This is a genomic window from Streptococcus sp. FDAARGOS_522 (genome assembly GCF_003812445.1).
Taxonomy (GTDB): Bacteria; Bacillota; Bacilli; order Lactobacillales; family Streptococcaceae; genus Streptococcus; species Streptococcus agalactiae.
On record NZ_CP033808.1, the window covers coordinates 1569270 to 1594544 of the forward strand.

Consider the following 25275-nt stretch of genomic DNA (forward strand, 5'->3'; position numbering starts at 1 on the left):
ATATTGGTTGACGACTTTGTCAATTTTGAAGAAGATTGAAATTTAGAATTAATCATATCTTGGATGTTTAATCTTTTTTAACGCCTTTAAAAATGATATAATCTTAGCTAACAATACAGAACACAAAGGATATTGAATGAAAATAGTTGAAGGCGTTTCTCTACATTTAATTAAAAACCAACAATTTAAGACTAATCATCTTACTTTTCGATTTTCAGGTGATTTTAATAATAAAACAGTAGCACGTAGATCGCTCGTTGCTCAAATGTTAGTTACTGCAAATGCTAAGTACCCTAAGGTACAAGAATTTCGAGAAAAGTTAGCTTCCTTATATGGTGCTAGTTTATCAACTAAGATTTCTACTAAGGGTCTTGTTCACATTGTTGATATTGATATTGTATTTGTTAAAAATACCTTTACTTTAGAACAAGAAAATATCGTTGAACAAATTATTACATTCTTGGAGGATATGCTGTTTTCTCCTTTAATTTCTTTAGAACAGTATCAAACATCTATTTTTGATACTGAGAAGAAAAACCTTATTCAATATTTAGAGGCCGATATTGAAGATAATTTTTATAGCAGTGACTTAGCACTAAAATCTTTATTCTACAATAATAAGACACTTCGTTTACCTAAGTATGGTACAGCATCTTTAGTGGAATCAGAAAATTCATTTACAGCTTATCAAGAATTTCAGAAGATGCTTAAGGAAGATCAATTAGATATTTTTGTCGTAGGAGATTTTGATGACTATCGAATGATTCAGGCATTTAATCGTATGGCATTTGAGCCACGTCACAAAGTATTAGCTTTTGATTATACGCAGACTTATGAAAATATCACGAGAAGTCAAGTAGAAGATAAGGACGTTAATCAATCTATTATGCAATTGGCTTATCATCTTCCAATAACTTATAAAGATGAAGATTATTTTGCTTTAATAGTATTTAACGGTTTATTTGGTGCTTTTGCCCATTCCTTGTTGTTTACAGAAATTCGAGAAAAGCAAGGTTTAGCCTATACTATAGGTAGTCAATTTGACAGCTTTACAGGTCTCTTTACGATATATGCAGGTATTGATAAAGAGAATCGTGAGCGTTTTTTGAAGCTTATTAATAAGCAATTCAATAATATTAAGATGGGCAGGTTCTCTTCTACATTATTGAAACAAACAAAAGATATATTGAAAATGAACTATGTTTTAGCTTCTGATAATCCTAAGGTCATAGTTGACCACATTTATCATGAACATTATTTAGATCAGTTTCATACTTCAGCACTATTCATTGACAAAGTGGACGATGTAACAAAATCAGATATTGTCAGCGTAGCAACAAAATTTAAATTACAAGCTTTTTAATTTTTGGAAGGAAACTAGGATGACAGTTAATAAAATAACTTATCAGAACCTTCAGGAGGAAGTATATAAGTTAACATTAGAGAGCGGGCTAAATGTATACCTTATTCCAAAACCATCATTTAAGGAAACTGTTGGAGTATTGACAGCAAATTTTGGATCACTCCATACAAGATATACGAGGAATGGTTGTGTAGAACATTATCCGGCAGGAATTGCTCACTTCTTAGAACATAAATTATTTGAACTGGATAAAGGACAAGACGCTGCAACTCAATTTACTAAATATGGCGCCGAGAGTAATGCCTTTACAACTTTTGATAAAACTAGTTTTTATTTTTCAACTATAAGTCACATTACAAACTGCTTAGATATACTACTTGACTTTGTATTGACAACAAACTTTACAGAAGAGTCAATTACTAAAGAAAAAGACATTATCAAACAAGAAATTGAAATGTATCAAGATGACCCAGAATATAGGCTTTATCAAGGAGTGTTATCGAACCTTTACCCCAACTCTCCATTAGCATTTGATATCGCTGGAGATTACCAATCAATCTCTCAAATAACCTTAACCGATTTACAAGAAAATCACAAAGACTTTTATCAGTTGTCTAATATGAATTTAGTTCTTGTTGGACAATTTAGTCCACAAGAAATTATAACTTACCTTCAAAAAAATTCTCATTTAACAAATTACTCACAGAATATTGACCGAGATTCTATTAGTCTTGAACCTGTTATAAAAAACAACTCTTGCCATATGACAGTGACAAAACCTAAATTAGCTATTGGTTATCGAAAATCAAGTCATATGAGACATGGTTCTTACCTAAAAGAGAAAATCGGATTACAGCTATTTTTTGCAATGCTTTTAGGATGGACTTCTACAATTAATCAAGACTGGTACGAATCTGGTCAAATTGATGACTCTTTTGATATAGAAATTGAAGTTCATCCAGATTTTGAGTGCGTTATTATTTCTTTAGATACGACAGAGCCAATTGCTTTTTCAACTCAGTTGAGGTTATTGCTAAAAAATGCTTTGCAATCATCTGATCTTACCGAAAGCCACTTACAAAACGTTAAGAGAGAGCTCTATGGCGATTTTTTAAGGAGCTTAGATTCTATTGAAAATCTCGCAATGCAATTCGTCACCTATTTATATGATGGAAAAACGATGTATTTAGATTTGCCATCTATCGTTGAAGAATTAGACTTGGAAGATGTCATTACGATTGGTAAGGATTTCTTAGATAATGCTGACACATCTGACTTCGTTATTTTTCCAAAATCTTCGTAAATAATCTGAAATTTTGATATAATAAGGAAGCTTAGACATCTATAAAGTTGGTATGTCAAAAGTCTTTTACTAGTTTTGAAATAACATAATATAGGAATACTATGTTTCCAAAAGGAGAATTTATGGTGAAGAAAGAAAATATTCCGAATCTATTAACTGTAGTCAGAATTTTAATGATTCCGTTATTTATAGTATTAACTTCAGTAACAACAAGTACAACTTGGCATATTGTTGCAGCTATTGTATTTGCTATTGCAAGCTTGACCGATTACCTAGACGGTTATCTAGCACGTAAATGGCAAGTAGTAACAAATTTTGGGAAATTTGCAGACCCATTAGCTGATAAAATGCTAGTTATGAGTGCTTTTATCATGTTAGTTGGACTAGGCTTAGCACCGGCTTGGGTTTCAGCTATTATCATTTGTAGAGAGTTAGCAGTTACAGGTTTGCGTTTACTTTTAGTTGAAACAGGTGGAACAGTACTTGCTGCAGCTATGCCAGGGAAAATAAAGACGGCTACTCAAATGTTTGCAGTTATTTTTTTGTTAGTACATTGGATGACACTTGGTAACATCATGTTATACATTGCTTTATTCTTTACCTTGTATTCAGGCTACGACTATTTTAAAGGTGCAGGCTTCTTATTTAAGGATACTTTTAAATAATGACAAATATTATTACTGTTAATAATCTCTTTTTTAAATATGATAGTAATCAAACACATTATCAATTGGAGAATGTATCGTTTCATGTGAAACAAGGAGAATGGCTATCTATTATCGGTCATAATGGTTCTGGGAAATCCACTACTGTTCGTTTAATAGATGGGCTTTTAGAGGCGGAGTCAGGCCAGATTATCATTGATGGACAAGAGTTAACCGAAGATAATGTCTGGGAGTTACGTCACAAGATTGGCATGGTATTTCAAAATCCTGATAACCAATTTGTAGGGGCAACTGTTGAAGATGACGTCGCCTTTGGTTTGGAAAATAAAGGTATTCCTTTGAAAGACATGAAAGAAAGAGTGGGCCAAGCACTTGATTTGGTAGGCATGTCTGAATTTAAAATGAGGGAGCCTGCACGTTTATCTGGAGGGCAAAAGCAGCGTGTAGCCATTGCAGGAGCTGTAGCTATGCGTCCACAAGTTATCATCTTGGATGAGGCGACTAGTATGCTTGATCCTGAGGGACGATTGGAACTGATAAGAACGATACGAGCTATTCGTCAAAAATATAATCTTACTGTTATTTCAATTACACACGACTTAGATGAAGTTGCATTGAGTGATCGTGTCATCGTTATGAAAAATGGTAAAGTTGAGTCAACATCCACTCCAAAAGCGTTATTTGGTCGTGGAAATCGTTTGATTAGTTTAGGTTTAGATGTTCCCTTTACAAGTAGGTTAATGGCAGCACTGGCTGCTAATGGTCTTGATATAGGGACAGAGTATCTTACAGAGAAGGAATTAGAAGAACAATTATGGGAATTGAATTTAAAAATGTAAGTTATACCTATCAAGCCGGCACTCCTTTTGAAGGGCGTGCCCTTTTTGACGTTAATCTGAAAATTGAAGATGCTTCCTATACCGCATTCATTGGGCACACAGGTTCTGGAAAATCAACTATTATGCAACTTTTGAATGGTTTACATATTCCTACAAAAGGTGAGGTAATTGTCGATGATTTTTCTATTAAAGCAGGGGACAAGAACAAAGAAATCAAATTTATAAGGCAAAAAGTTGGTTTAGTTTTTCAATTTCCAGAAAGTCAGCTTTTTGAAGAGACAGTTTTAAAGGATGTTGCTTTTGGACCACAAAATTTTGGTATTTCTCAGATTGAAGCTGAAAGGCTGGCTGAAGAAAAATTAAGGTTAGTTGGTATTAGTGAGGATTTATTCGATAAAAATCCATTTGAACTTTCTGGAGGGCAGATGAGGCGGGTTGCTATAGCTGGTATTTTAGCGATGGAACCCAAAGTACTAGTACTGGATGAGCCAACAGCTGGACTTGATCCTAAGGGAAGAAAAGAATTAATGACTCTTTTTAAAAATCTTCATAAAAAAGGAATGACTATCGTCTTAGTGACTCACTTAATGGACGATGTAGCGGATTATGCTGACTATGTGTATGTTTTAGAAGCAGGGAAAGTAACCTTATCAGGACAACCAAAACAGATTTTTCAAGAAGTAGAACTTTTAGAAAGTAAACAATTAGGAGTTCCCAAAATCACCAAGTTTGCTCAAAGACTATCTCATAAGGGATTAAATTTACCTAGTTTACCAATTACTATTAACGAATTTGTGGAGGCTATTAAGCATGGATAAATTGATTTTGGGACGTTACATACCAGGTAATTCTCTCATTCATAAATTAGATCCTCGAAGTAAGTTACTAGCCATGTTACTTTTTATCATTATTGTTTTTTGGGCAAATAATGTAGTGACAAATGTGATCGTATTCATTTTTACGTTGGTTATTGTGGGTTTATCTCAGATAAAATTTTCCTATTTTTTCAATGGTATTAAACCGATGGTTGGTATTATTTTATTTACCACCCTATTCCAGATGCTGTTTGCACAAGGCGGGCAGGTTATCTTCTCGTTTTGGATTTTTAGCATCACTAGCCTTGGGTTACAACAAGCAGCACTTATTTTTATGAGATTTGTTTTAATTATCTTCTTTTCGACATTACTTACCTTAACTACTACTCCGTTAAGTTTAGCAGATGCTGTTGAATCTTTGTTAAAACCATTGGAAGTACTGAGAGTACCAGCACACGAGATTGGTTTGATGTTATCCCTTAGCTTACGTTTCGTTCCTACTTTAATGGATGATACAACACGTATCATGAATGCTCAAAGAGCTCGTGGAGTTGATTTTGGAGAGGGAAACCTAATTCATAAGGTTAAGTCCATTATCCCTATTTTGATTCCATTATTTGCTTCTAGTTTTAAAAGAGCAGATGCGTTGGCAATTGCTATGGAAGCAAGAGGTTATCAAGGCGGAGCCAATCGTAGTAAGTACCGTTTATTGAAGTGGACTGTTCGGGATACTTTTAGTATATTACTTATGTTATTATTGGGTTTGAGTTTGTTTCTATTAAAAAATTAAAAGGTTAAGATCAGTTTATGGTCTTAGCCTTTTCATTTATATAATGTGAAAAGCTCAACAACTTTACTTAAAGAAAACTAAAAATTATTTTTTGGAGGCCTTTTCTTTATTAATTTACAATTTATTTGTAATAAATTTCATCTAAGGCAAAACAATTAGTAATATTTACAAGGTATGATAGTACGCGTATCAATTAATGAAAGAGAGCATATATTATGTCAATAACCTCGGTTAAAAAATCAAAACCATTTAAATTAGGAGTGGCAGGTCTTTTAGTGGGTGCTTCATTAGCTTTACCACTTTCAGTAAGCGCAGCATCTTATACCGTGAAATCAGGTGATACCTTATCAGCTATTGCTAAAAATCATAAAACTACGGTACAAGAGTTAGTGTCTCTCAATAGTATCAGTAACGCTGACGTCATCAGTATAGGTGATGTTTTAAAATTGGATAATTCTACAACTAGTCAAGCAGAAGCAAAATCTCAACCAACAATTGAAAATTCAATGAATTCTTCATCAAATTTGAGTTCAAGTGATTCAGCCGCAAAAGAAGAAATAGCTCGTCGTGAATCAAATGGTAGTTATACTGCACAGAATGGACAATATTATGGAAGATATCAACTGTCTCAATCTTACCTAAATGGCGACTTATCTCCTGAAAATCAAGAAAAAGTAGCGGACAATTATGTGGCTTCTCGTTACGGATCTTGGTCGGCAGCGCTATCATTTTGGAATAGTAACGGTTGGTATTAATAAAAGTTGATAAAACAAAGAGATTTACTTAAAATTAAATCTCTTTGTAATATTTTTAACATCTATTCAATTGTTAAGTAACAAATAAAGTATAATATAGGTGACATGAATAAAAGAAGAAAATTATCAAAAATGAATGTAAAAAAACAACATTTAGCTTACGGAGCTATCACTTTAGTAGCCCTTTTTTCATGTATTTTGGCTGTAACGGTCATCTTTAAAAGTTCACAAGTTACTACTGAATCTTTGTCAAAAGCAGATAAAGTTCGCGTAGCCAAAAAATCAAAAATGAATAAGGCAACATCTAAATCAAAAGTAGAAGGTGTAAAACAGGCTCCAAAACCAAGTTCTCAATCTACAGAAGCTAATTCTCAGCAACAAGTTACTGCGAGTGAAGAGGCAGCTGTAGAACAAGCAGTTGTAACAGAAAATACCCCTGCTACCAGTCAAGCACAACAAGCTTATGCTGTTACTGAGACAACTTATAGACCTGCTCAACACCAGCCGAGTGGCCAAGTATTGAGCAATGGAAATACTGCAGGGGCTATTGGCTCAGCAGCAGCAGCACAAATGGCTGCTGCAACGGGAGTTCCTCAGTCTACTTGGGAACATATTATTGCCCGTGAATCAAATGGTAATCCTAACGTTGCTAATGCCTCAGGAGCTTCAGGACTTTTCCAAACGATGCCAGGTTGGGGTTCAACAGCTACAGTTCAGGATCAAGTTAATTCAGCTATTAAAGCTTATCGTGCTCAAGGTTTATCGGCTTGGGGCTACTAGTGAATAGCTATAAATTAACTTTACACTATTGTCAACAATAATTACAAATTGCTAAAACAAGTAAATTAAAACGTTACAGCTTTACTGTAGCGTTTTAATTTATTTTTAGGAAAGATTAGAAAATTGATAAACTTTATTCCCCAAAAATTTCTTTGCTATAACGTCTTCCTGTCGGCGTGGCAGCAAGTCCTCCTTCTGCAGTTTCACGAAAAGCAGTCGGTAAACTTGATCCAACTTGATACATTGCATCAATAACTTCATCTACTGGAATTTGCGATTCAATACCAGCCAAGGCCATATCAGCAGCAACAAGTGCAAAACTTGATCCAAGAGCATTCCGCTTCACACAAGGGACTTCAACTAAACCTGCAACAGGGTCACAGATAAGTCCAAGCATATTTTTAATAACAAATGCTATAGCTTGGCTAGCTTGGAAAGGAGTACCTCCAGCAGCCATAACTAAAGCAGCCGCAGCCATAGCACTAGCTGACCCAACTTCAGCTTGGCAACCTCCTTCTGCACCTGAGATAGAGGCATTATTACCAATGACAAGACCAAATGCGCCGGCTGTAAATAGAAAATTAAGTTGCTCTTCTTCTGTTAAATTAAGCTTTTCAATGGCTGTAGAAATCACAGCTGGTAAACATCCTGCACTACCTGCAGTTGGTGTTGCACAGACCAGTCCCATCTTAGCATTTAACTCATTAACAGCCATAGCATTCCTAACGGCAGCTAGGATTGTGGTATCTGAAATAGTTTTTCCTGATTGTAAATATTGATCCATCTTGACAGCATCACCGCCTGTTAAACCACTGATTGATTTACTAGGGGTCAATCCATCAATAACAGAAGCTTTCATAACCTCAAGGTTTCGGGACATAATATAACGAATTTCTTCACGACTTCTACCAGTCATTTCAATTTCCGTTTGGATCATGAGCTCTGCTATGTTACCCTTATGTTGGCTATTAGCTTGCTCTACCAGCTCTTCAATTGTATAAAACATAGTTACCCTTTCTCTTAATCAAAGAAGTTGACATTGTGTAAATGAGGAATAGCTTCTATCTTTTTGACAGCTTGTTGACAATCTCGTGAATCTACTTCTATAATCATGATAGCTTTTTCTCCTGCACTTTCGCGTGTTACATTCATTTGAGCAATATTAATGTTAAAGTCAGATAAAATATCAGTTACTTTAGCAATCATGCCAGGTATATCTTGATGAACGATAATTAAAGTAGGAGTATTCATTGTTAATGAAACTGAGAATCCATTCAACTCAGTAACTTGGATGTTTCCGCCACCAATTGACACTCCTGTAATACTCATGCTCCTATCCCCATTTTTAACAGTTATTTTCGCAGTATTTGGATGTGGTGAATTACTATCTTTTAGGATATCCCAGTAAATCTTAATTCCTTTTTGATGAGCAATTTCAAGAGAGTTTTTAATATCTGGATTATCTGTATCCATTCCTAGAATCCCTGCAACCAATGCTTTATCAGTACCGTGTCCTTGGTAAGTTTTAGCAAAAGAATTGTATAAATGAAAGGTTACTTCACTAGGTTCACCAAAAATAGAATGGACAACTTTGCCAATGCGGACAGCTCCTGCAGTATGACTACTTGATGGTCCAATCATAACAGGACCGATAATGTCGAAGACCGATTGAAATTTTAAATGTTTCATAGTTTTTCCTCGTGATTTTTGTACATTCTCATTATAACAGATTATTTCTAAAAAATATCATAAAAAGATAAAAAAACTGCAATGTAATAAATATTTATCATAACAAAAACATACAACTTGACAACAAATAGTGCTATAATATATAAGCACTTTTATAGTGTTTCTTAGTCAATATGATTGATCTAAGAACAACTTGGCCCTTCAAGCCTAAGTTAAAAATAAAACTTTTTGATGGGAGAATTCTTATGACTGATAATTCAAACATTCGTGTCGTTGTAGGCATGAGTGGAGGTGTTGATTCATCAGTAACTGCCCTACTTTTAAAAGAGCAAGGTTATGATGTTATTGGTGTTTTTATGAAAAATTGGGATGACACAGATGAATTTGGTGTTTGTACGGCTACTGAAGATTATAAAGATGTTGCTGCTGTTGCTGATCAGATCGGCATACCATACTACTCTGTCAACTTTGAAAAAGAGTATTGGGACAGGGTTTTCGAATATTTTTTAGCAGAATATCGAGCAGGTCGTACCCCAAACCCAGATGTTATGTGTAATAAGGAAATTAAATTTAAAGCATTTCTAGATTATGCGATGACATTAGGTGCTGACTATGTAGCAACAGGTCATTATGCACAAGTAACACGTGATAAAAACGGAATAGTTCATATGCTCAGAGGAGTAGATAATAATAAGGATCAAACTTATTTTCTAAGTCAATTATCTCAGGAGCAATTGCAAAAAACGTTATTTCCACTTGGTCATTTACAAAAACCAGAAGTTCGCCGTATAGCTGAAGAAGCAGGACTTGCGACCGCTAAGAAAAAAGACTCTACTGGTATTTGTTTTATTGGAGAAAAAAATTTCAAGGATTTCCTGGGTCAATATTTACCGGCTCAACCAGGTCGTATGATGACTGTTGATGGTCGTGACATGGGTGAACATGCTGGTTTAATGTATTATACTATTGGTCAAAGAGGGGGCCTTGGTATTGGTGGGCAACATGGTGGAGATAATAAACCTTGGTTTGTAGTTGGAAAGGATTTAAGTAAAAATATTCTTTATGTCGGTCAAGGTTTCTATCATGACTCATTGATGTCAACTAGCTTGACAGCTTCTGAAATCCACTTTACACGTGATATGCCTAATGAATTTAAGCTAGAATGTACGGCTAAGTTCAGATATCGTCAACCTGACAGTAAAGTTACAGTTTACGTAAAAGGTAATCAAGCAAGGGTTGTGTTTGATGATTTACAACGAGCAATCACACCAGGTCAAGCTGTTGTTTTTTATAATGAACAAGAATGTTTAGGTGGTGGGATGATTGATCAGGCTTATCGTGATGATAAAATCTGTCAATACATTTAATTGACACTTAATTATTAAGTGAGGTAATCGTATGATTTCAAAATTTATTTTAGCTTTCATGGCTTTTTTCGCCATTATGAATCCCATTTCTAATTTGCCAGCTTTTATGGCTTTAGTAGCTGATGATGATCAGAAGATTTCACGTCGAATTGCAGCAAAAGGAGTATTACTTGCTTTTGTCATTATTGTAATCTTTGTATTAAGTGGCCACTTACTTTTTAACTTATTTGGGATTACCCTAGCCGCCCTAAAAATATCTGGTGGGATATTGGTCGGCATTATAGGTTATAAAATGATTAATGGTATACATTCACCAACCAATAAAAACCTAGAGGAGCATAAGGATGATCCAATGAATGTGGCAGTTTCACCATTAGCAATGCCCCTTTTGGCAGGTCCGGGTACTATTGCAACTGCTATGGGTTTATCAAGTGGTGGTTTATCTGGCAAACTCATTACTATACTTGCTTTTGCCATACTATGTGTGATAATGTATGTTATTTTAATAAGTGCAAACGAAATTACTAAATTTCTTGGAAAAAATGCAATGACTATAATCACCAAAATGATGGGACTTATTTTGATGACTATCGGGATAGAGATGCTAATAACAGGCATAAAAATTGGTTTTCATTTAACATAGTCTGTCCCCTCTGGTTGACTTTTAAAAGATAAATGCTAAAATAAATTTAACAATAACTATGATGGTCAAAGCTCATGGAATTTGTAAGTCTTTTTGACGTACAATTTTCGAGAGTTTTGGCTATTTTTGTGTTTTAATGAATTAGACTTTGAAATTGGAAAGGAATAAAATGACACATAATTTTGCAGAAAACTATGATATTATTGTTGTTGGAGCGGGTCATGCAGGTGTGGAAGCTAGTCTAGCTGCTAGTCGTATGGGATGTAAGACACTTCTAGCTACTATCAACTTAGAAATGTTGGCATTTATGCCTTGTAATCCTTCTATAGGTGGCTCTGCTAAAGGTATCGTTGTCAGAGAGATTGACGCTTTAGGTGGTGAAATGGGTAAAAACATTGATAAAACCTATATCCAAATGAAAATGCTTAATACAGGTAAGGGGCCTGCTGTCCGTGCCTTAAGAGCACAAGCTGATAAAGCCCTCTATGCACAAACAATGAAGCAAACTGTAGAAAAGCAAGAAAACCTTACCTTAAGACAAGCTATGATTGATGAAATACTTGTTGAGGATGGAAAGGTTGTGGGGGTTCGTACAGCAACTAATCAGAAATTTTCAGCAAAATCTGTTGTTATAACAACAGGTACTGCTCTTCGAGGAGAGATTATATTAGGTGAGCTTAAGTACTCTTCGGGTCCTAATAATAGTTTAGCTTCTGTGACATTGGCAGATAATTTAAGAGACCTAGGATTAGAAATTGGTCGTTTCAAAACTGGAACACCTCCTCGTGTAAAAGCCTCCTCTATTAATTATGAAGAGACAGAGATACAACCTGGGGATGAGCAACCAAATCATTTTTCATTTATGTCTAGAGATGAAGATTATATTACTGACCAGGTACCGTGCTGGTTGACCTATACGAATACTTTGAGTCATGACATCATCAATCAAAATCTACACCGTGCTCCTATGTTTTCTGGAATCGTTAAGGGAGTTGGTCCTCGATATTGTCCGTCAATTGAAGATAAAATTGTGCGTTTTGCTGATAAAGAGCGCCACCAACTCTTCTTAGAACCAGAAGGTAGACACACTGAAGAAGTTTATGTTCAAGGGCTATCAACGAGTCTTCCTGAGGATGTTCAAGTTGATTTATTACGTTCTATAAAAGGGCTTGAAAATGCTGAAATGATGCGTACAGGCTATGCTATTGAGTATGATATTGTATTGCCTCATCAATTAAGAGCAACACTCGAAACAAAAGTAATTGCTGGTTTGTTTACTGCAGGACAGACTAATGGTACTTCAGGTTATGAAGAAGCTGCTGGTCAAGGGTTGGTTGCTGGGATCAACGCTGCTCTCAAAGTTCAAGGGAAGCCAGAACTTATTTTAAAACGAAGTGATGCTTACATTGGTGTCATGATTGATGATTTAGTTACCAAAGGGACTCTAGAACCATATCGTCTGTTGACAAGTCGCGCAGAATATCGTCTGATTCTTCGTCATGACAATGCAGATATGCGTTTAACAGAAATCGGTTATGAGATTGGCCTAGTAGATGAAGAGCGTTATGCGATATTTAAAAAGCGTCAAATGCAATTTGAAAATGAATTAGAACGTTTAGATTCTATAAAGTTAAAGCCAGTTTCTGAGACAAATAAACGGATTCAAGAATTGGGTTTTAAACCTTTGACAGATGCTTTAACTGCCAAAGAATTTATGCGCCGCCCACAAATCACATATGCAGTAGCAACGGATTTTGTTGGTTGTACTGATGAGCCATTAGACAGTAAGGTTATTGAACTTTTGGAAACTGAAATTAAATACGAAGGCTATATTAAAAAAGCTTTAGATCAAGTTGCAAAAATGAAACGAATGGAAGAAAAACGTATTCCCCCTCATATTGACTGGGATGACATTGATTCTATCGCAACAGAAGCTAGACAAAAATTCAAAAAAATTAACCCAGAAACGCTAGGTCAGGCTAGTCGTATTTCAGGAGTTAATCCAGCCGATATTAGTATTTTAATGGTTTACCTTGAAGGAAGACAAAAAGGTCGTAAAAATATCAATTGATAATAGTGTTCGCCCCTGTTTATCAGGGGCGTTTTGTGTTATAATTAGGTCTTAAGAGGTTATTTAATGAAAAGATTTCGTTTTGCAACCGTCCATTTAGTTTTAATAGGCCTGATTTTATTTGGACTATTAGCTATTTGTGTTAGGTTATTTCAATCCTATACGGCTCTATTATTGGCTATTTTTGTTGCTTTATCTTTTGTTGTTGCCTTATTATATTACCAAAAGATAACTTATGAACTATCTGAAGTTGAACAAATTGAATTACTTAATGATCAAACAGAAGTTTCTCTTAAGAGTCTTCTTGAACAAATGCCAGTTGGTGTTATACAATTTGATCTTGAAACAAATGATATTGAGTGGTTTAACCCTTATGCAGAATTGATTTTTACTGGGGATAATGGTCATTTTCAGTCTGCTACTGTTAAAGACATCATTACTAGTAGACGTAATGGAACGGCTGGGCAATCATTTGAATACGGTGATAACAAATATTCAGCTTATTTGGATACAGAGACGGGTGTTTTCTATTTCTTCGATAATTTCATGGGGAATAGAAGAAACTATGATAGTTCAATGCTACGTCCAGTTATTGGTATTATTTCCATTGATAACTACGATGATATTATGGATACTATGTTAGAGGCTGATATGTCAAAGATTAACGCCTTCGTGACTAGTTTTATTTCTGATTTTACCCAGTCTAAAAATATTTTTTATCGTCGTGTCAATATGGATCGATACTATATTTTTACCGACTATAGTGTTTTAAATACATTGATAAAAGATAAATTTGATATTTTAAATGAGTTTCGAAAACGCGCTCAGGAAAACCATTTATCATTAACATTAAGTATGGGAATTTCTTATGGTGATGGTAACCATAATCAAATTGGGCAAATTGCTTTAGAAAATCTTAATACAGCACTCGTTCGCGGAGGAGATCAAATAGTAGTACGTGAAAATGATAGTAGTAAAAAAGCACTTTACTTTGGTGGTGGTGCTGTTTCAACTATTAAACGTTCACGAACACGTACTAGAGCTATGATGACTGCTATTTCTGACCGTTTGAAAGTAGTTGATAGTGTCTTTATTGTGGGACACAGGAAATTGGACATGGATGCACTAGGTGCATCTGTAGGGATGCAATTTTTTGCTAGTAATATTGTTAATGCCAGTTATGTAGTTTATGACCCAAATGACATGAATTCTGATATTGAAAGAGCAATTGATTACTTGCAAGAAGACGGCGAAACACGTCTCGTAAGTGTTGAGAGAGCTTTTGAATTAATTACTCAAAATTCTTTATTAGTCATGGTAGACCATTCTAAAACAGCTTTAACCTTATCTAAGGAATTCTTTAACAAGTTTGCAGATGTTATTGTGGTAGATCATCATAGAAGAGATGAAGATTTTCCCCAAAATGCTGTCCTTTCATTTATAGAAAGTGGCGCAAGTAGTGCCAGCGAATTAGTTACAGAATTGATTCAATTTCAACAAGCTAAAGATAAATTAAGCCGCAGTCAAGCAAGTATTTTAATGGCTGGTATCATGCTTGATACAAGAAATTTTGCATCTAATGTAACGAGTAGAACTTTTGATGTGGCAAGCTATTTACGCGGTTTAGGTAGTAATAGTATGGCTATTCAAAAAATATCAGCTACAGATTTTGATGAATATCGTTTAATTAATGAATTGATTTTAAAAGGTGAGCGTATTTATGATAACATCATTGTTGCTACCGGAGAAGAACATAAAGTTTACTCGCATGTTATAGCTAGTAAAGCAGCTGACACCATGTTGACAATGGCAGGTATTGAGGCTACTTTTGTTATTACTAAAAACAGTTCAAATATTGGTATTTCAGCGCGCAGTAGAAATAATATCAATGTCCAGCGCATTATGGAAAAACTTGGTGGTGGCGGACATTTTAGTTTTGCTGCTTGTCAAATACAAGACAAGTCTGTAAAGCAAGTTAGACGTATGTTACTGGAAATAATTGACGAAGATTTAAGAGAAAATAGTACAGTCGAAAATAGAAGGGATTAATTGAGATGAAAGTTATTTTTTTACAAGATGTTAAGGGGAAAGGAAAAAAAGGTGAGGTTAAGGAAGTACCTACTGGTTATGCTCAAAATTTCTTATTAAAAAAGAATCTAGCTAAAGAAGCAACGACACAAGCTATCGGTGAATTAAAAGGAAAACAAAAGTCCGAAGAAAAAGCGCAAGCAGAAATTTTAGCACAGGCACAGGAGCTGAAAACACAATTAGAATCCGAAACTACACGAGTGCAATTTATTGAAAAGGTAGGTCCAGATGGTCGTACGTTTGGTTCTATCACAGCCAAAAAGATTGCTGAAGAGTTACAAAAACAATACGGCATTAAAATTGACAAACGTCATATTGATTTAGATCATACTATTAGAGCGATTGGTAAGGTTGAAGTACCAGTAAAATTACATAAACAGGTTTCTTCACAGATTAAGCTTGATATCAAAGAAGCGTAAACTGAGAGATGATAAAGGTTGACAAGTCAGGAGGAATGAAGTTTGGCAGAAGTATCTGAGCTAAGAGTACAACCTCAAGACCTGTTGGCAGAACAGGCCGTTTTAGGATCTATCTTTATCTCACCAGAGAAACTGATTATGGTGAGAGAATTTATAAGTCCAGATGACTTTTATAAATATTCACACAAAGTTATCTTCAGAGCGATGATTACCTTAGCTGATAGAAATGATGCAATTGATGCTGCTACTGTTAGAAATATTTTAGATGACCAAGGTGATCTTCAAAACATTGGTGGGTTGGGCTATATTGTTGAATTAGTTAATAGTGTTCCAACAAGTGCTAATGCGGAGTTTTATGCCAAAATAGTTTCTGAGAAAGCCATGTTGCGAGATATCATTTCTAAGTTGACAGATACTGTCAACATGGCCTATGAAGGAAATGATTCTGATGAAATTATTGCTACCGCTGAGAAGGCTTTAGTTGATATTAACGAACACAGTAATCGTAGCGGGTTTAGAAAGATATCTGATGTTTTAAAAGTTAATTACGAAAACTTAGAATTACGTTCACAGCAAACCTCAGATGTCACAGGTTTACCAACTGGATTTAGAGATTTAGACAGGATTACTACAGGTTTACATCCAGATCAATTAATCATCTTAGCGGCTCGTCCTGCAGTAGGTAAAACAGCCTTTGTTTTAAATATTGCTCAAAATGTTGGAACTAAACAAAATAGACCTGTAGCTATTTTTTCACTTGAAATGGGGGCTGAGAGTTTAGTTGACCGTATGTTGGCAGCAGAGGGAATGGTTGATTCTCATAGTTTACGAACTGGTCAGTTGACGGATCAAGATTGGAATAATGTAACGATTGCTCAAGGAGCTTTGGCGGATGCGCCAATTTATATTGATGATACGCCCGGGATTAAAATTACAGAAATTAGAGCACGCTCTAGGAAGTTATCTCAAGAAGTTGATGATGGTTTGGGTTTAATCGTCATTGACTACCTCCAATTAATTTCAGGAACTAGACCAGAAAATCGTCAGCAAGAAGTTTCTGAAATTTCAAGGCAGTTGAAGATTTTAGCTAAAGAATTAAAGGTTCCTGTTATCGCATTAAGCCAGCTCTCTCGTGGGGTTGAGCAAAGGCAGGATAAACGACCGGTCTTATCTGATATTCGTGAATCTGGATCGATTGAACAAGATGCTGACATTGTTGCTTTCTTATATCGAGATGATTATTATCGTAGAGAGGGCGAAGAAGCAGAGGAAATTGTAGAAGATAATACCGTTGAGGTTATTTTAGAAAAGAACCGTGCTGGTGCGCGTGGGACAGTAAAATTAATGTTTCAAAAGGAATATAATAAATTTTCTAGTATAGCTCAATTTGAAGAATAGGAGATGTTAATATGAGTGATGCATTTGCAGATGTTGCAAAAATGAAAAAAATAAAAGAAGATATCAAGTCACATGAGGGACAGATGGTCGAACTTACTCTCGAAAATGGTCGTAAGAGGGAAAAAAATAAAATTGGGCGCCTAATTGAAGTTTACCCATCTTTGTTTATCGTAGAGTATAAGGATACTGCAGCTGTACCAGGAGCAATTGATAATACTTATGTAGAGTCTTACACTTATTCAGATATTTTAACTGAGAAAACTTTAATTCGTTATTTTGATGACGAGTCAGCAGAATAGTATGAAAACCTCGACTGAGGTTTTTTGTTTCTATAAAAAAATTTACTAATTCTCTATTGGTGGTTAGAATTAAGAATCTTTCTTATTATAATCGGAAATACTTATTAGATGTCTATTTGTATTTAAGGTTTAAGAGACATAAAAACTTGATTCAATATTATTTTCATGATATAATATAGCTTGTGTGAAATAACAGCAGAAAAATATGAAGCTCGTCAACAGGTGGTTAACTAATCTAGTACCCTTTGCTGTTTAGGCGAAAATCCCCTGCACGAATCAGGATTTTTTAAATCGTTATTTCCTCAATTATTTTAGAGGAGGACATTTAGATGTCACGTTATACTGGTCCATCATGGAAACAATCACGTCGCCTTGGTTTATCACTTACAGGCACAGGTAAAGAATTGGCACGTCGTAACTACGTACCTGGTCAACACGGTCCTAATAACCGTAGCAAGCTTTCAGAATATGGCTTGCAGTTAGCTGAGAAACAAAAACTTCGTTTTTCATACGGACTTGGTGAAAAACAATTCCGTAACTTGTTCGTACAAGCTACTAAAGCAAAAGAAGGAACTCTTGGTTTCAACTTTATGGTTCTTTTAGAGCGTCGTCTTGATAACGTTGTTTATCGTTTAGGACTTGCAACAACTCGTCGCCAAGCTCGTCAATTTGTTAACCATGGTCATATCCTTGTTGATGGTAAACGTGTTGATATCCCATCATACCGCGTTACTCCAGGACAAGTTATTTCAGTTCGTGAAAAATCAATGAAAGTACCTGCTATCCTTGAAGCTGTTGAAGCTACTTTAGGACGTCCAGCTTTCGTATCATTTGATGCTGAAAAACTTGAAGGTTCATTGACTCGCCTTCCAGAACGCGATGAAATTAACCCAGAAATCAATGAAGCACTTGTCGTTGAATTCTACAACAAAATGCTTTAATTTTAAGATTAAACTTACTGAAAGCCTACAACAGTGGGCTTTTTCTCTTATCTTAAAACATTGATTTCTGGGTTTGCTTACTTTTTTGCTAACTTTTGATTTTTTTGCTATATTGAGTTAATTGCTGTTTCAAAGAATGAGACAGCTTTTTTTGCATTCTCTTTTGATAAATGGCTATAAATATCCATAGTCATAGATAGAGTAGAGTGCCCTAACCTATATTGGAGTTCTTTGTAGGGGATACCTGTGTTGAGCAATAAACTAGCGTGAGTGTGACGAAAACCATGAAAGCCTATATTCGGTACATTCGCTCTTTTAAAATGTGTTCTTAATCGAGTTTGTAAGGTTCTATTGTTGGGGTACTTATGGATAAAATCAGAAAATACCACTGTTTCTGAACGACCTAACTTCCATGCTTCTTGAATCTGTCTTCGTCTATACTGCTTAAGCATTGTAATTGTTTGACTATCTATGTCAATATCACGATAGCTTGACTTTGACTTTGGACTATTAATTTCTTGCTTGTAATTTAGCGTTTTTGTGATATGAACAACGGCATTATCCAAGTCGATATCTGACCAGTTTAGAGCTAACGCTTCATTAATGCGACAACCTGTAGCTAACAAAAACTTATAAAGTGTGACTTCGTAGAAGTTTCTATATTTACTTTTATCTAGATTGTTTAAGTAGTTGAAAAATGTTCTTAGCTCATCATTTTCAAAATGCTTTACTCTTTTAGTGTTAGCTTTCTTAGTGTTGCGAGGGAGAATGACCTCACGAGCAGGGTTGAATGGTATAGCTTGCATGATAACACCATATTGTAGTATACGTTTATTTAGCGCGTGTATTCTGTCATAATGGAGATAAGCTTTTCTTTCTCCTTTATTAGTTTTATCAGCTAGTTTATTGATGATAGACTGTATAAGTGGTGTCGTTAACTTATCAAGCTTATATGCTCCAAAAATTGGTATGACATGAACGGTTAACAGCTTTTCAGTAGCTAGCTGAGTATTGTATTTTACGGTATGTTTGTAACTATCCCACCATAAGGTTGCAAGTTCCTGATAGCTTGTTACGGAAGTAGCTTTGAAGCGAGTAGAACCATTTTTTATAAACTCAACAGCTCCTTGCTTAGCTTTTTCTCTAACTTCTTTCTTAGTTCGTCCTGTTATTTTAGTGGTTACTTTCTTACCTGTTACTTTATCAGTACCAAGATAAACACTGGCACGATAAATTACCGTACCATCTTTCTTTTTTACTTCATTTATTTTCACGATTATAAACCTTTCCATCAGCAGGCAAGCTATTATTAAAAGGGTTTTAGATTAGTTTATATCATGGTATAATAACGGTATCGGGTTAATATCCGAAATATTATAAATAGAAAATTGTGATATAATATTGTTGTTTTTTAAGACCTTGCGAGCGTGGAAAACTTGCGAGGTCTTTTTTTGTTTGGTTTTAGTAAGTTGGTAAATTTTTAGATAGCCCAGAAAAGCTGGCTGTCTCTTGGCTATTGTTAGCCGTATATATCAAAAATTGTAATTCATTCATGGCTATTCCTTTAAGGTTACCCCCCATCATTAAAAAATGTTGTTCAATCCGAGTTTGGAAACCGGTGGGAAGGGTCAACTGTCCAAATATTCGCTTTTTTTCTCACACGACCCCCCTCCCCAGGGAGAAAAACTAGAAAGGAGATGTGAATTTTTGGATGAATTAAAACGTTTAGAATAGCAATCTCATCACATTTATAAGCAAAATTAACACAGACAGTAGCAAAAGAACTTCCAAATTATTCAACGTTGAGTAATTTAGGTAGTTCAGCCCTCTACCTCATCGCTACCCTTCCAGATGACCAAAAGCAAGAACAGCTTGAATAACCTATGGCTTCCTATGGTGGAAGGCTGACGCTCCTGAATCGTTCAACGTTGAGAGATTTGGCAACTCCGTTGACATGTTGCTGTAGTCCCTAAATGTTGGTACGTGCCAACATAATACGTCAACCTATTTCAATAGTCCTAAAACGCTCGGTAAATTCACTTAAAGAACTTGAAAAAACTTGATATATCGGTCGTTTATTAATTTATTTTTTCCGTTGTGATAGCTTCTAAGATCAGTAGACTTTTTTAGCATATAGTATTCAGAAATCGGACTTTTCGGCTCTCCTAAAAGGTTGTTAAAGATAATTATTTGGTGAAAAATGATGGAATTTCGAGTGTGAACAGAGAGCGAACTCCGAGAAATTGGCTTGAAGCTAGAGCGAAGTAAGAGAAATATAGTAAACGGTGTTTCATATTGAGGGAATAACTCATGGATGATAAGTACTATCTCCATTATCACTGCTAGTTGTGTCACCAACCTGATTTTCAAATTCATTCGGTGCATAGTAATCTCTTGAGTCTTGGATTTCCTTAATTGCAGAATTTAATTCCTCTTCCGTCATTTCACTTGATGAAGATGTATCACTTGAATCTTCCACACCCCGAGTGCCACCTCTACCACCACTATTTGAAGTTTCACTGCTTGACTGTGATTCCTGACTTTTGTCCGTAGTTGATGAAGGTGCAGGCTGTTCTTGTGTACTTGTTTTTGTATTATCTTTGCTAACTTCTTTCTTCTTGGAGTCTTTGGTAGAACCAGAATTTTTTGATTTAATTTCTATCAATTTTTCATATATTTTTTGTGTTAAAGATTTCTGTTGGCTTGCTGTTAGATAGTGAGATGTCCTAATAACAACAGTTCCAAATACATAGTGAGAACCTGGATTAAACATACCTGCACTGTCAAATGCACTCAGGTATATATTACGTTTTTCTGCTTCTTCTTTGGTTTTAAAAACCTCAATATTTCCTCCTGCATCGGTCCCCTTATCGAGCACATCCTTACCTTCTACAGCTTCAGTTACCTGGTTATCAGTAAAGTAGATTGAGGCAGTATAACCACCTTGTTTATTTAGTTTTCCATTAGGGTCATTGCTTTCTGTCACTGACTGAACGCCTGTAACTGTATCAATCTCTTTTAAGCGCTCCTCAACAAAACTTTGACTGGGATTGGTTATTTGGGCTAGTTGCTTAACACTATTTGTATATGCTAAAGAACTATCAGCTAAAGACTGAGTAGCTTTTGAATAATCTATTGGTTGATTAAGCGACTTGGTTTGTTTCTTGATAGCTTCGGTTTTATCTGCTACCTTTGGAATTTCTCTTAAGTCACTTTTGGCAGTTGCTACTGCTGCTTTTAGGTTGTCTAAAGTCCTTACATCTAGCGGCTGCTGGTTTGACTTAACGAGCTTTTCAGCTTTGGCAATCTCACTTTTTAGCGTCTTATTCTTTGACTTAACTGTCTGAACAGCTTTATTAAAGTTTGTGACAGCCTCTTGGTGAGGGGCGTAACTTAGGAAATAATAAGCTGAACCACCACCAATAGCTAGCAATGCGACCAGCACAACAATAATTCTCTTTTTCATGTTTGTTTCTCCTCTATGCGCGTGAGTTAATGCGGAAAATCAATATCTAAACCCGCTAGTCCCTCTAAAATATTTATTATGCTTTCCCTTTCTTTTGGCGTTAGTAAAGAAAAATAAAAAATAAGCTTTTTAAAAACATTTGGGGTATCCCCACCGTCAATAAATTCAATAAATTTCTTTGTATAAAGCGTTTAAATACAGATACCATGGTTTTATTTATATAGATGAAACCCTTGAAAATAGTGGCGCGTGGGTTAGTTGTCACCATTGTCAGATATAAATTTGACAACATTTTTAACGGTTTCTAGTTTCTCACCTTCCATAGCTAGAATATCCAATAAGGTGAAACGAATGTCATCACGAAGTTTAACTATACCCGTAAGCAGCATGATGATATAGTCGTTTGTATCTTCTTGAAATTCTGCTAAAAAAGCATTGAATTTCTCACTGTCTTTTATTTCGTGTTCTTCTTTCATTCGAATACCATAATAATCATAATATTCTTTTAAATTTGAAAGTATCTTATCGCGAGTATCTACATTTTTCAACATAGATATATCCATAAGAGTAACCATGTCTTGTAAATCAAAATACTCTCCTGTATCATCTTTTCGAGCTAATTCAAAGCTGGTTAGCATTGGGTCTTTTTTATCATCGCTATACCCCAACAGATACCCCACAGACACGTTAAAATAATCCGCTAGGGCTTGGGCTTTGTCTGGTTTGATTTGGCTTTCACCATTCTCTATTTTCTGATACCCTCGGCGACTCATATTCAAAAACTCAGACATATCCTGCTGAGTCTTTTTTTGATTAGCTCTTAATTCTTTCAATCTATTCATAATTTATTACCTCAAGTCGATTATATCATAAAAAGAAAACTAAGCTAACTTTTTTTACACTTTTTAGAATCACCTTCTTGACAACGAATTATAAGTTAGCTAAAATAAAACCTGTTAACTAACAAAAAGTTAGCAAAGAAAGGAGTTGAAATTATTGCTTATTACCTCAACACAAGCAAAAGCTATCCGAAGAAAACAAGCTGATAAACAATTAACTTCTAAATCAGCAAGCGCTGAAATTGGAGTTACAGAAGTGACTTATCGCAAAGTTCGTAATGGCGGAGAAGTAAAAAATGGCATTTATCAAAAAGTCATGGAATGGCTTGCTGAAGATTACTAAAGAAAGGACAATTTATTGAGAACAGAAACATGGAATGGATATGATATCCGATTTGTAGAGCACCAAGGCGAATGGTGGGCAGTTCTTGCTGATATTTGTCACGCGCTAGACTTAAAACCAAAACGTGTGAAAGAGCGTTTAGTTGATGAGGTCGTTTCAACCGACCACGTCGCAGACAGTTTAGGACGTCAACAAGAAATGCTAATTGTTAACGAGTTTGGAATTTATGACACTATTTTTTCAAGTCGTAAACCAGAAGCAAAATCATTTAAGTTTTGGGTATTTGAAACCATTAAACAGTTAAGACAAGCAACTGGTCTAGAAGGCTTTGAGGTCTTTAGAATGCTGGATAAGGAACATCAAAAAGAAGCTATGGCAAGATTGACTAATAGCTTAGATAGGGTATCTAAGAAAGACTTGATTAAAGCTAACACAATCACAAATAAAGCCGTTTCCAACAAGTTTGGATATTCAAAAATGGTTAAAAAATCAGAAATGACACCAGATATGTTAGTTGCTAGAGAAATGATTTTAGATGATACTGTGGAACTCATGGGAATTAAAGAAAAGTTCGGATTGAATATCAGTGTGTCTGAGTCAATCTACAATAAAAATTAAAAAAAGCGCAAAAATGCGCGTGAAAACAACAAAAAAAGGCTTACCGAGACCAATCAGCAGAGCCTTTAACTAGTATAACTAAACTCAATTAATAAAGCAGGCAAGCTATTATTAAAGGGGTTTTAGTAAAAGATTTGATACTTCCATTGTATCATACTACCGCAGAGCAGGCAACGACTTAACAGTTGCAGTTCTCCCCGACAAAACAACAATAATCAAATAACGAGGTAAAACAGTGAATATCATAAAACAAGTAAAAAGTTCTTTTGGAGAACTTGAAATTGATTTTTATCTGGACAGGAATAGAAATATTTTTGTGACGATTGAACAATTAGCGCAGAGATTTGGATATAAGAGCCGAAATGCTATTGAAAAGATGATAGAGCGCCAACCCTACCTCAAAGAAAAGCGATTTTCAGTTACTGACAAATTGTCAGCTACTGATGGCAAACAATACGAGACCCGACTATTCAATAAGCGAGGAATTTTTGAGATCGGTATGCTGTCCAAAACGGAGAAAGGTAAAATCTTTCGTCAATGGATTTATGACCATATCGAAGAACTAGAAAGAGAAAACGCTAACTTTAAACTGATACGAGAGCTTGAAAAGTCTAATCATAAAGAATTAACACAAGCTATCAAGGATTGGGAACACTTTAATCAATGGAGCTACAAGGCTATTAGCGACCTTTTGCTAAAATCTGTCACAGGACAGACTGCTAAACAACTGAAACAGTCACGGGTAGGTTATGAAATTGCATTAGATTGCCTAAGTGCTGATGAGTTGACGCGATATAGAAAACTTGAACAAAAAGTAATTGTCCTATTGGAGCTCAATGCAGAATATAACGATATTAAAAAATTAGTCCTTTAACAACTGAATAGAGTACGCAAAAAAGTTTGATTTAGGGGTTGACTTATTAAGACGACTTAATTATAATAATTATGTCGTCAAAACTAAGGAGGTATACAATGACTGACAAAAGAGCAGTCGGCAGACCACCAAAGGGCGAGCAACCGAACAATATCAAGATAACGGTTAGAATTAGCCAAGGACTTGATGAAAAGGTACAAGCATATGCTGATAATCATGGCTTAACAAAGCCAGAAGCAATCAGAAAAGCCCTTGAAGATTTGTCAGACTAAACAAAAAAATAGCACAGTAACCGCCAACGCCAATTTTTGGTTACTATGCTATCGCTCGACCCACAAAGTGAGTACGTAAATATTATACATGCGTACTCTATTTCAGTCAACACAAAAAACAGAAAGGGAGTGCGCTTTTTGTGTGCTCAAAAATCAAAACAATATGATTAAGAAAAAAAGAAATCCGAGAGTACTATTTAAAAATGTCGCTTATAAACTATCTGAAATTGAAGGGAAAACATTAACAGAAATCGCTTCTTTTCTTGGATTTGGGAATTCAGAAGTTTGCAGAAGTACCCTATATAATTGGAAGCGTAGAAAATGGCTAACATTCGACCTTAAAAACGGTCATTATCGCAATGTTGAAGTATTACATGAAGTTACTCTTGAAAAGATGGCTAACAAGGAATTAAAAGAACAAGGACTCATTTATAAAGCTAGCATTTACTATGAACAAGTGGTTTCAACATCCGAAATTATAGAAGACATTAAAACCAAAACACAAGATAGAATTAAAGCTATCCACTTACAACAAAAAGCGCTAGAGCGTATCCCTAGCGAGTTATTCGCAGAATTATACACTAACATGAACTAATCATAAAACTAGCATGAATCTAGTATAAGAAACAAGCAATTAC

General features: G+C 35.2%; 26 protein-coding genes and 1 pseudogene. 22 read left to right on the forward strand and 5 right to left on the reverse strand.

Annotated features, from left to right (window positions below):
* Positions 1-136: 136 nt before the first annotated feature.
* From EGX70_RS08205 to EGX70_RS08240, 8 genes are all read left to right on the forward strand, one after another.
* Positions 137-1363, forward strand: coding sequence for a pitrilysin family protein (locus tag EGX70_RS08205; RefSeq protein ID WP_123948067.1), 1227 nt, complete (start codon positions 137-139; stop codon positions 1361-1363).
* Between the two features lie 19 nt (positions 1364-1382).
* Positions 1383-2666, forward strand: a complete 1284-nt coding sequence (locus EGX70_RS08210; protein WP_000217762.1) for a pitrilysin family protein — start codon at positions 1383-1385, stop codon at positions 2664-2666.
* A 122-nt stretch (positions 2667-2788) separates the two neighbouring features.
* Entirely contained in the window at positions 2789-3331 is a 543-nt protein-coding gene (gene pgsA / locus EGX70_RS08215; protein ID WP_000239225.1) for a CDP-diacylglycerol--glycerol-3-phosphate 3-phosphatidyltransferase, read from the forward strand.
* Positions 3331-4170, forward strand: a complete 840-nt coding sequence (locus EGX70_RS08220) for an energy-coupling factor ABC transporter ATP-binding protein (protein WP_000181758.1) — start codon at positions 3331-3333, stop codon at positions 4168-4170. The genes pgsA and EGX70_RS08220 overlap by 1 nt, the downstream gene beginning before the upstream one ends.
* Complete coding sequence (locus EGX70_RS08225; RefSeq protein WP_000510606.1) at positions 4146-4988, forward strand: energy-coupling factor transporter ATPase; 843 nt, start codon at positions 4146-4148, stop codon at positions 4986-4988. The genes EGX70_RS08220 and EGX70_RS08225 overlap by 25 nt, the downstream gene beginning before the upstream one ends.
* Positions 4981-5775 (forward strand): energy-coupling factor transporter transmembrane protein EcfT, encoded by a 795-nt coding sequence (locus tag EGX70_RS08230; protein ID WP_000359358.1) that lies wholly within the window; start codon positions 4981-4983, stop codon positions 5773-5775. The genes EGX70_RS08225 and EGX70_RS08230 overlap by 8 nt, the downstream gene beginning before the upstream one ends.
* Before the next feature lie 215 nt (positions 5776-5990).
* Positions 5991-6530: a LysM peptidoglycan-binding domain-containing protein gene (locus EGX70_RS08235; protein WP_000029069.1), complete on the forward strand. Its 540-nt coding sequence runs from the start codon at positions 5991-5993 to the stop codon at positions 6528-6530.
* A gap of 105 nt (positions 6531-6635) precedes the next feature.
* Positions 6636-7310, forward strand: coding sequence for a transglycosylase SLT domain-containing protein (locus EGX70_RS08240; protein WP_001042665.1), 675 nt, complete (start codon positions 6636-6638; stop codon positions 7308-7310).
* Between the two features lie 133 nt (positions 7311-7443).
* Here EGX70_RS08240 and sdaAA read toward each other — a convergent pair whose 3' ends face one another.
* The gene (gene sdaAA / locus EGX70_RS08245; RefSeq protein WP_000500148.1) at positions 7444-8316 is read right to left on the reverse strand and encodes an L-serine ammonia-lyase, iron-sulfur-dependent, subunit alpha; all 873 of its coding nucleotides are present in this window, start codon (positions 8314-8316) and stop codon (positions 7444-7446) included.
* A 14-nt stretch (positions 8317-8330) separates the two neighbouring features.
* Positions 8331-8999: an L-serine ammonia-lyase, iron-sulfur-dependent subunit beta gene (sdaAB, locus tag EGX70_RS08250; protein ID WP_000681579.1), complete on the reverse strand. Its 669-nt coding sequence runs from the start codon at positions 8997-8999 to the stop codon at positions 8331-8333.
* Between the two features lie 245 nt (positions 9000-9244).
* Between sdaAB and mnmA the strand changes: the two genes are divergently transcribed.
* The 8 genes from mnmA (at position 9245) to rpsD (ending at position 18225) form a co-directional block, all read left to right on the forward strand.
* Positions 9245-10366: a tRNA 2-thiouridine(34) synthase MnmA gene (gene mnmA / locus EGX70_RS08255; protein ID WP_000131751.1), complete on the forward strand. Its 1122-nt coding sequence runs from the start codon at positions 9245-9247 to the stop codon at positions 10364-10366.
* A gap of 31 nt (positions 10367-10397) precedes the next feature.
* Entirely contained in the window at positions 10398-11009 is a 612-nt protein-coding gene (locus EGX70_RS08260; protein WP_000623752.1) for a MarC family protein, read from the forward strand.
* Between the two features lie 169 nt (positions 11010-11178).
* Complete coding sequence (gene mnmG, locus EGX70_RS08265; protein ID WP_000149489.1) at positions 11179-13080, forward strand: tRNA uridine-5-carboxymethylaminomethyl(34) synthesis enzyme MnmG; 1902 nt, start codon at positions 11179-11181, stop codon at positions 13078-13080.
* Between the two features lie 66 nt (positions 13081-13146).
* On the forward strand, positions 13147-15129 hold the full coding sequence (locus EGX70_RS08270) for a DHH family phosphoesterase (protein WP_123948069.1): 1983 nt from the start codon (positions 13147-13149) through the stop codon (positions 15127-15129).
* A 5-nt stretch (positions 15130-15134) separates the two neighbouring features.
* Positions 15135-15587, forward strand: a complete 453-nt coding sequence (rplI, locus tag EGX70_RS08275; RefSeq protein ID WP_000864243.1) for a 50S ribosomal protein L9 — start codon at positions 15135-15137, stop codon at positions 15585-15587.
* Between the two features lie 42 nt (positions 15588-15629).
* On the forward strand, positions 15630-16985 hold the full coding sequence (gene dnaB, locus EGX70_RS08280) for a replicative DNA helicase (RefSeq protein ID WP_000852645.1): 1356 nt from the start codon (positions 15630-15632) through the stop codon (positions 16983-16985).
* Positions 16986-16996: 11 nt separating this feature from the next.
* A complete protein-coding gene (locus tag EGX70_RS08285; RefSeq protein ID WP_001278152.1) occupies positions 16997-17284 on the forward strand; it encodes a Veg family protein in 288 nt (95 codons plus the stop codon).
* 329 nt (positions 17285-17613) lie between these two features.
* Complete coding sequence (rpsD, locus tag EGX70_RS08290) at positions 17614-18225, forward strand: 30S ribosomal protein S4 (protein ID WP_000092759.1); 612 nt, start codon at positions 17614-17616, stop codon at positions 18223-18225.
* A gap of 107 nt (positions 18226-18332) precedes the next feature.
* Here rpsD and EGX70_RS08295 read toward each other — a convergent pair whose 3' ends face one another.
* Complete coding sequence (locus tag EGX70_RS08295; protein ID WP_000700115.1) at positions 18333-19499, reverse strand: site-specific integrase; 1167 nt, start codon at positions 19497-19499, stop codon at positions 18333-18335.
* Between the two features lie 498 nt (positions 19500-19997).
* On the opposite strand from EGX70_RS08295, the pseudogene EGX70_RS11315 reads away from it, so the two are divergent.
* A pseudogene (locus EGX70_RS11315) lies at positions 19998-20102 on the forward strand (DUF3102 domain-containing protein); the annotation flags it as partial.
* Between the two features lie 431 nt (positions 20103-20533).
* Here the strand turns inward: EGX70_RS11315 and EGX70_RS08300 are convergent.
* Both EGX70_RS08300 and EGX70_RS08310 read right to left on the reverse strand, forming a co-directional pair.
* A complete protein-coding gene (locus EGX70_RS08300; RefSeq protein ID WP_000746021.1) occupies positions 20534-21691 on the reverse strand; it encodes a hypothetical protein in 1158 nt (385 codons plus the stop codon).
* Between the two features lie 254 nt (positions 21692-21945).
* Positions 21946-22533, reverse strand: a complete 588-nt coding sequence (locus EGX70_RS08310) for a helix-turn-helix domain-containing protein (RefSeq protein WP_001080836.1) — start codon at positions 22531-22533, stop codon at positions 21946-21948.
* 154 nt (positions 22534-22687) lie between these two features.
* On the opposite strand from EGX70_RS08310, the gene EGX70_RS08315 reads away from it, so the two are divergent.
* The 5 genes from EGX70_RS08315 (at position 22688) to EGX70_RS08335 (ending at position 25232) form a co-directional block, all read left to right on the forward strand.
* A complete protein-coding gene (locus EGX70_RS08315; RefSeq protein ID WP_000909285.1) occupies positions 22688-22873 on the forward strand; it encodes a hypothetical protein in 186 nt (61 codons plus the stop codon).
* A 15-nt stretch (positions 22874-22888) separates the two neighbouring features.
* Positions 22889-23491, forward strand: coding sequence for a phage repressor protein (locus tag EGX70_RS08320; RefSeq protein ID WP_001258609.1), 603 nt, complete (start codon positions 22889-22891; stop codon positions 23489-23491).
* Between the two features lie 235 nt (positions 23492-23726).
* Positions 23727-24365, forward strand: a complete 639-nt coding sequence (locus EGX70_RS08325; RefSeq protein WP_001021397.1) for a Bro-N domain-containing protein — start codon at positions 23727-23729, stop codon at positions 24363-24365.
* Between the two features lie 98 nt (positions 24366-24463).
* The gene (locus tag EGX70_RS08330; protein WP_000130289.1) at positions 24464-24637 is read left to right on the forward strand and encodes a hypothetical protein; all 174 of its coding nucleotides are present in this window, start codon (positions 24464-24466) and stop codon (positions 24635-24637) included.
* Between the two features lie 88 nt (positions 24638-24725).
* Positions 24726-25232: a hypothetical protein gene (locus EGX70_RS08335; RefSeq protein WP_001259478.1), complete on the forward strand. Its 507-nt coding sequence runs from the start codon at positions 24726-24728 to the stop codon at positions 25230-25232.
* Positions 25233-25275 lie beyond the last annotated feature (43 nt).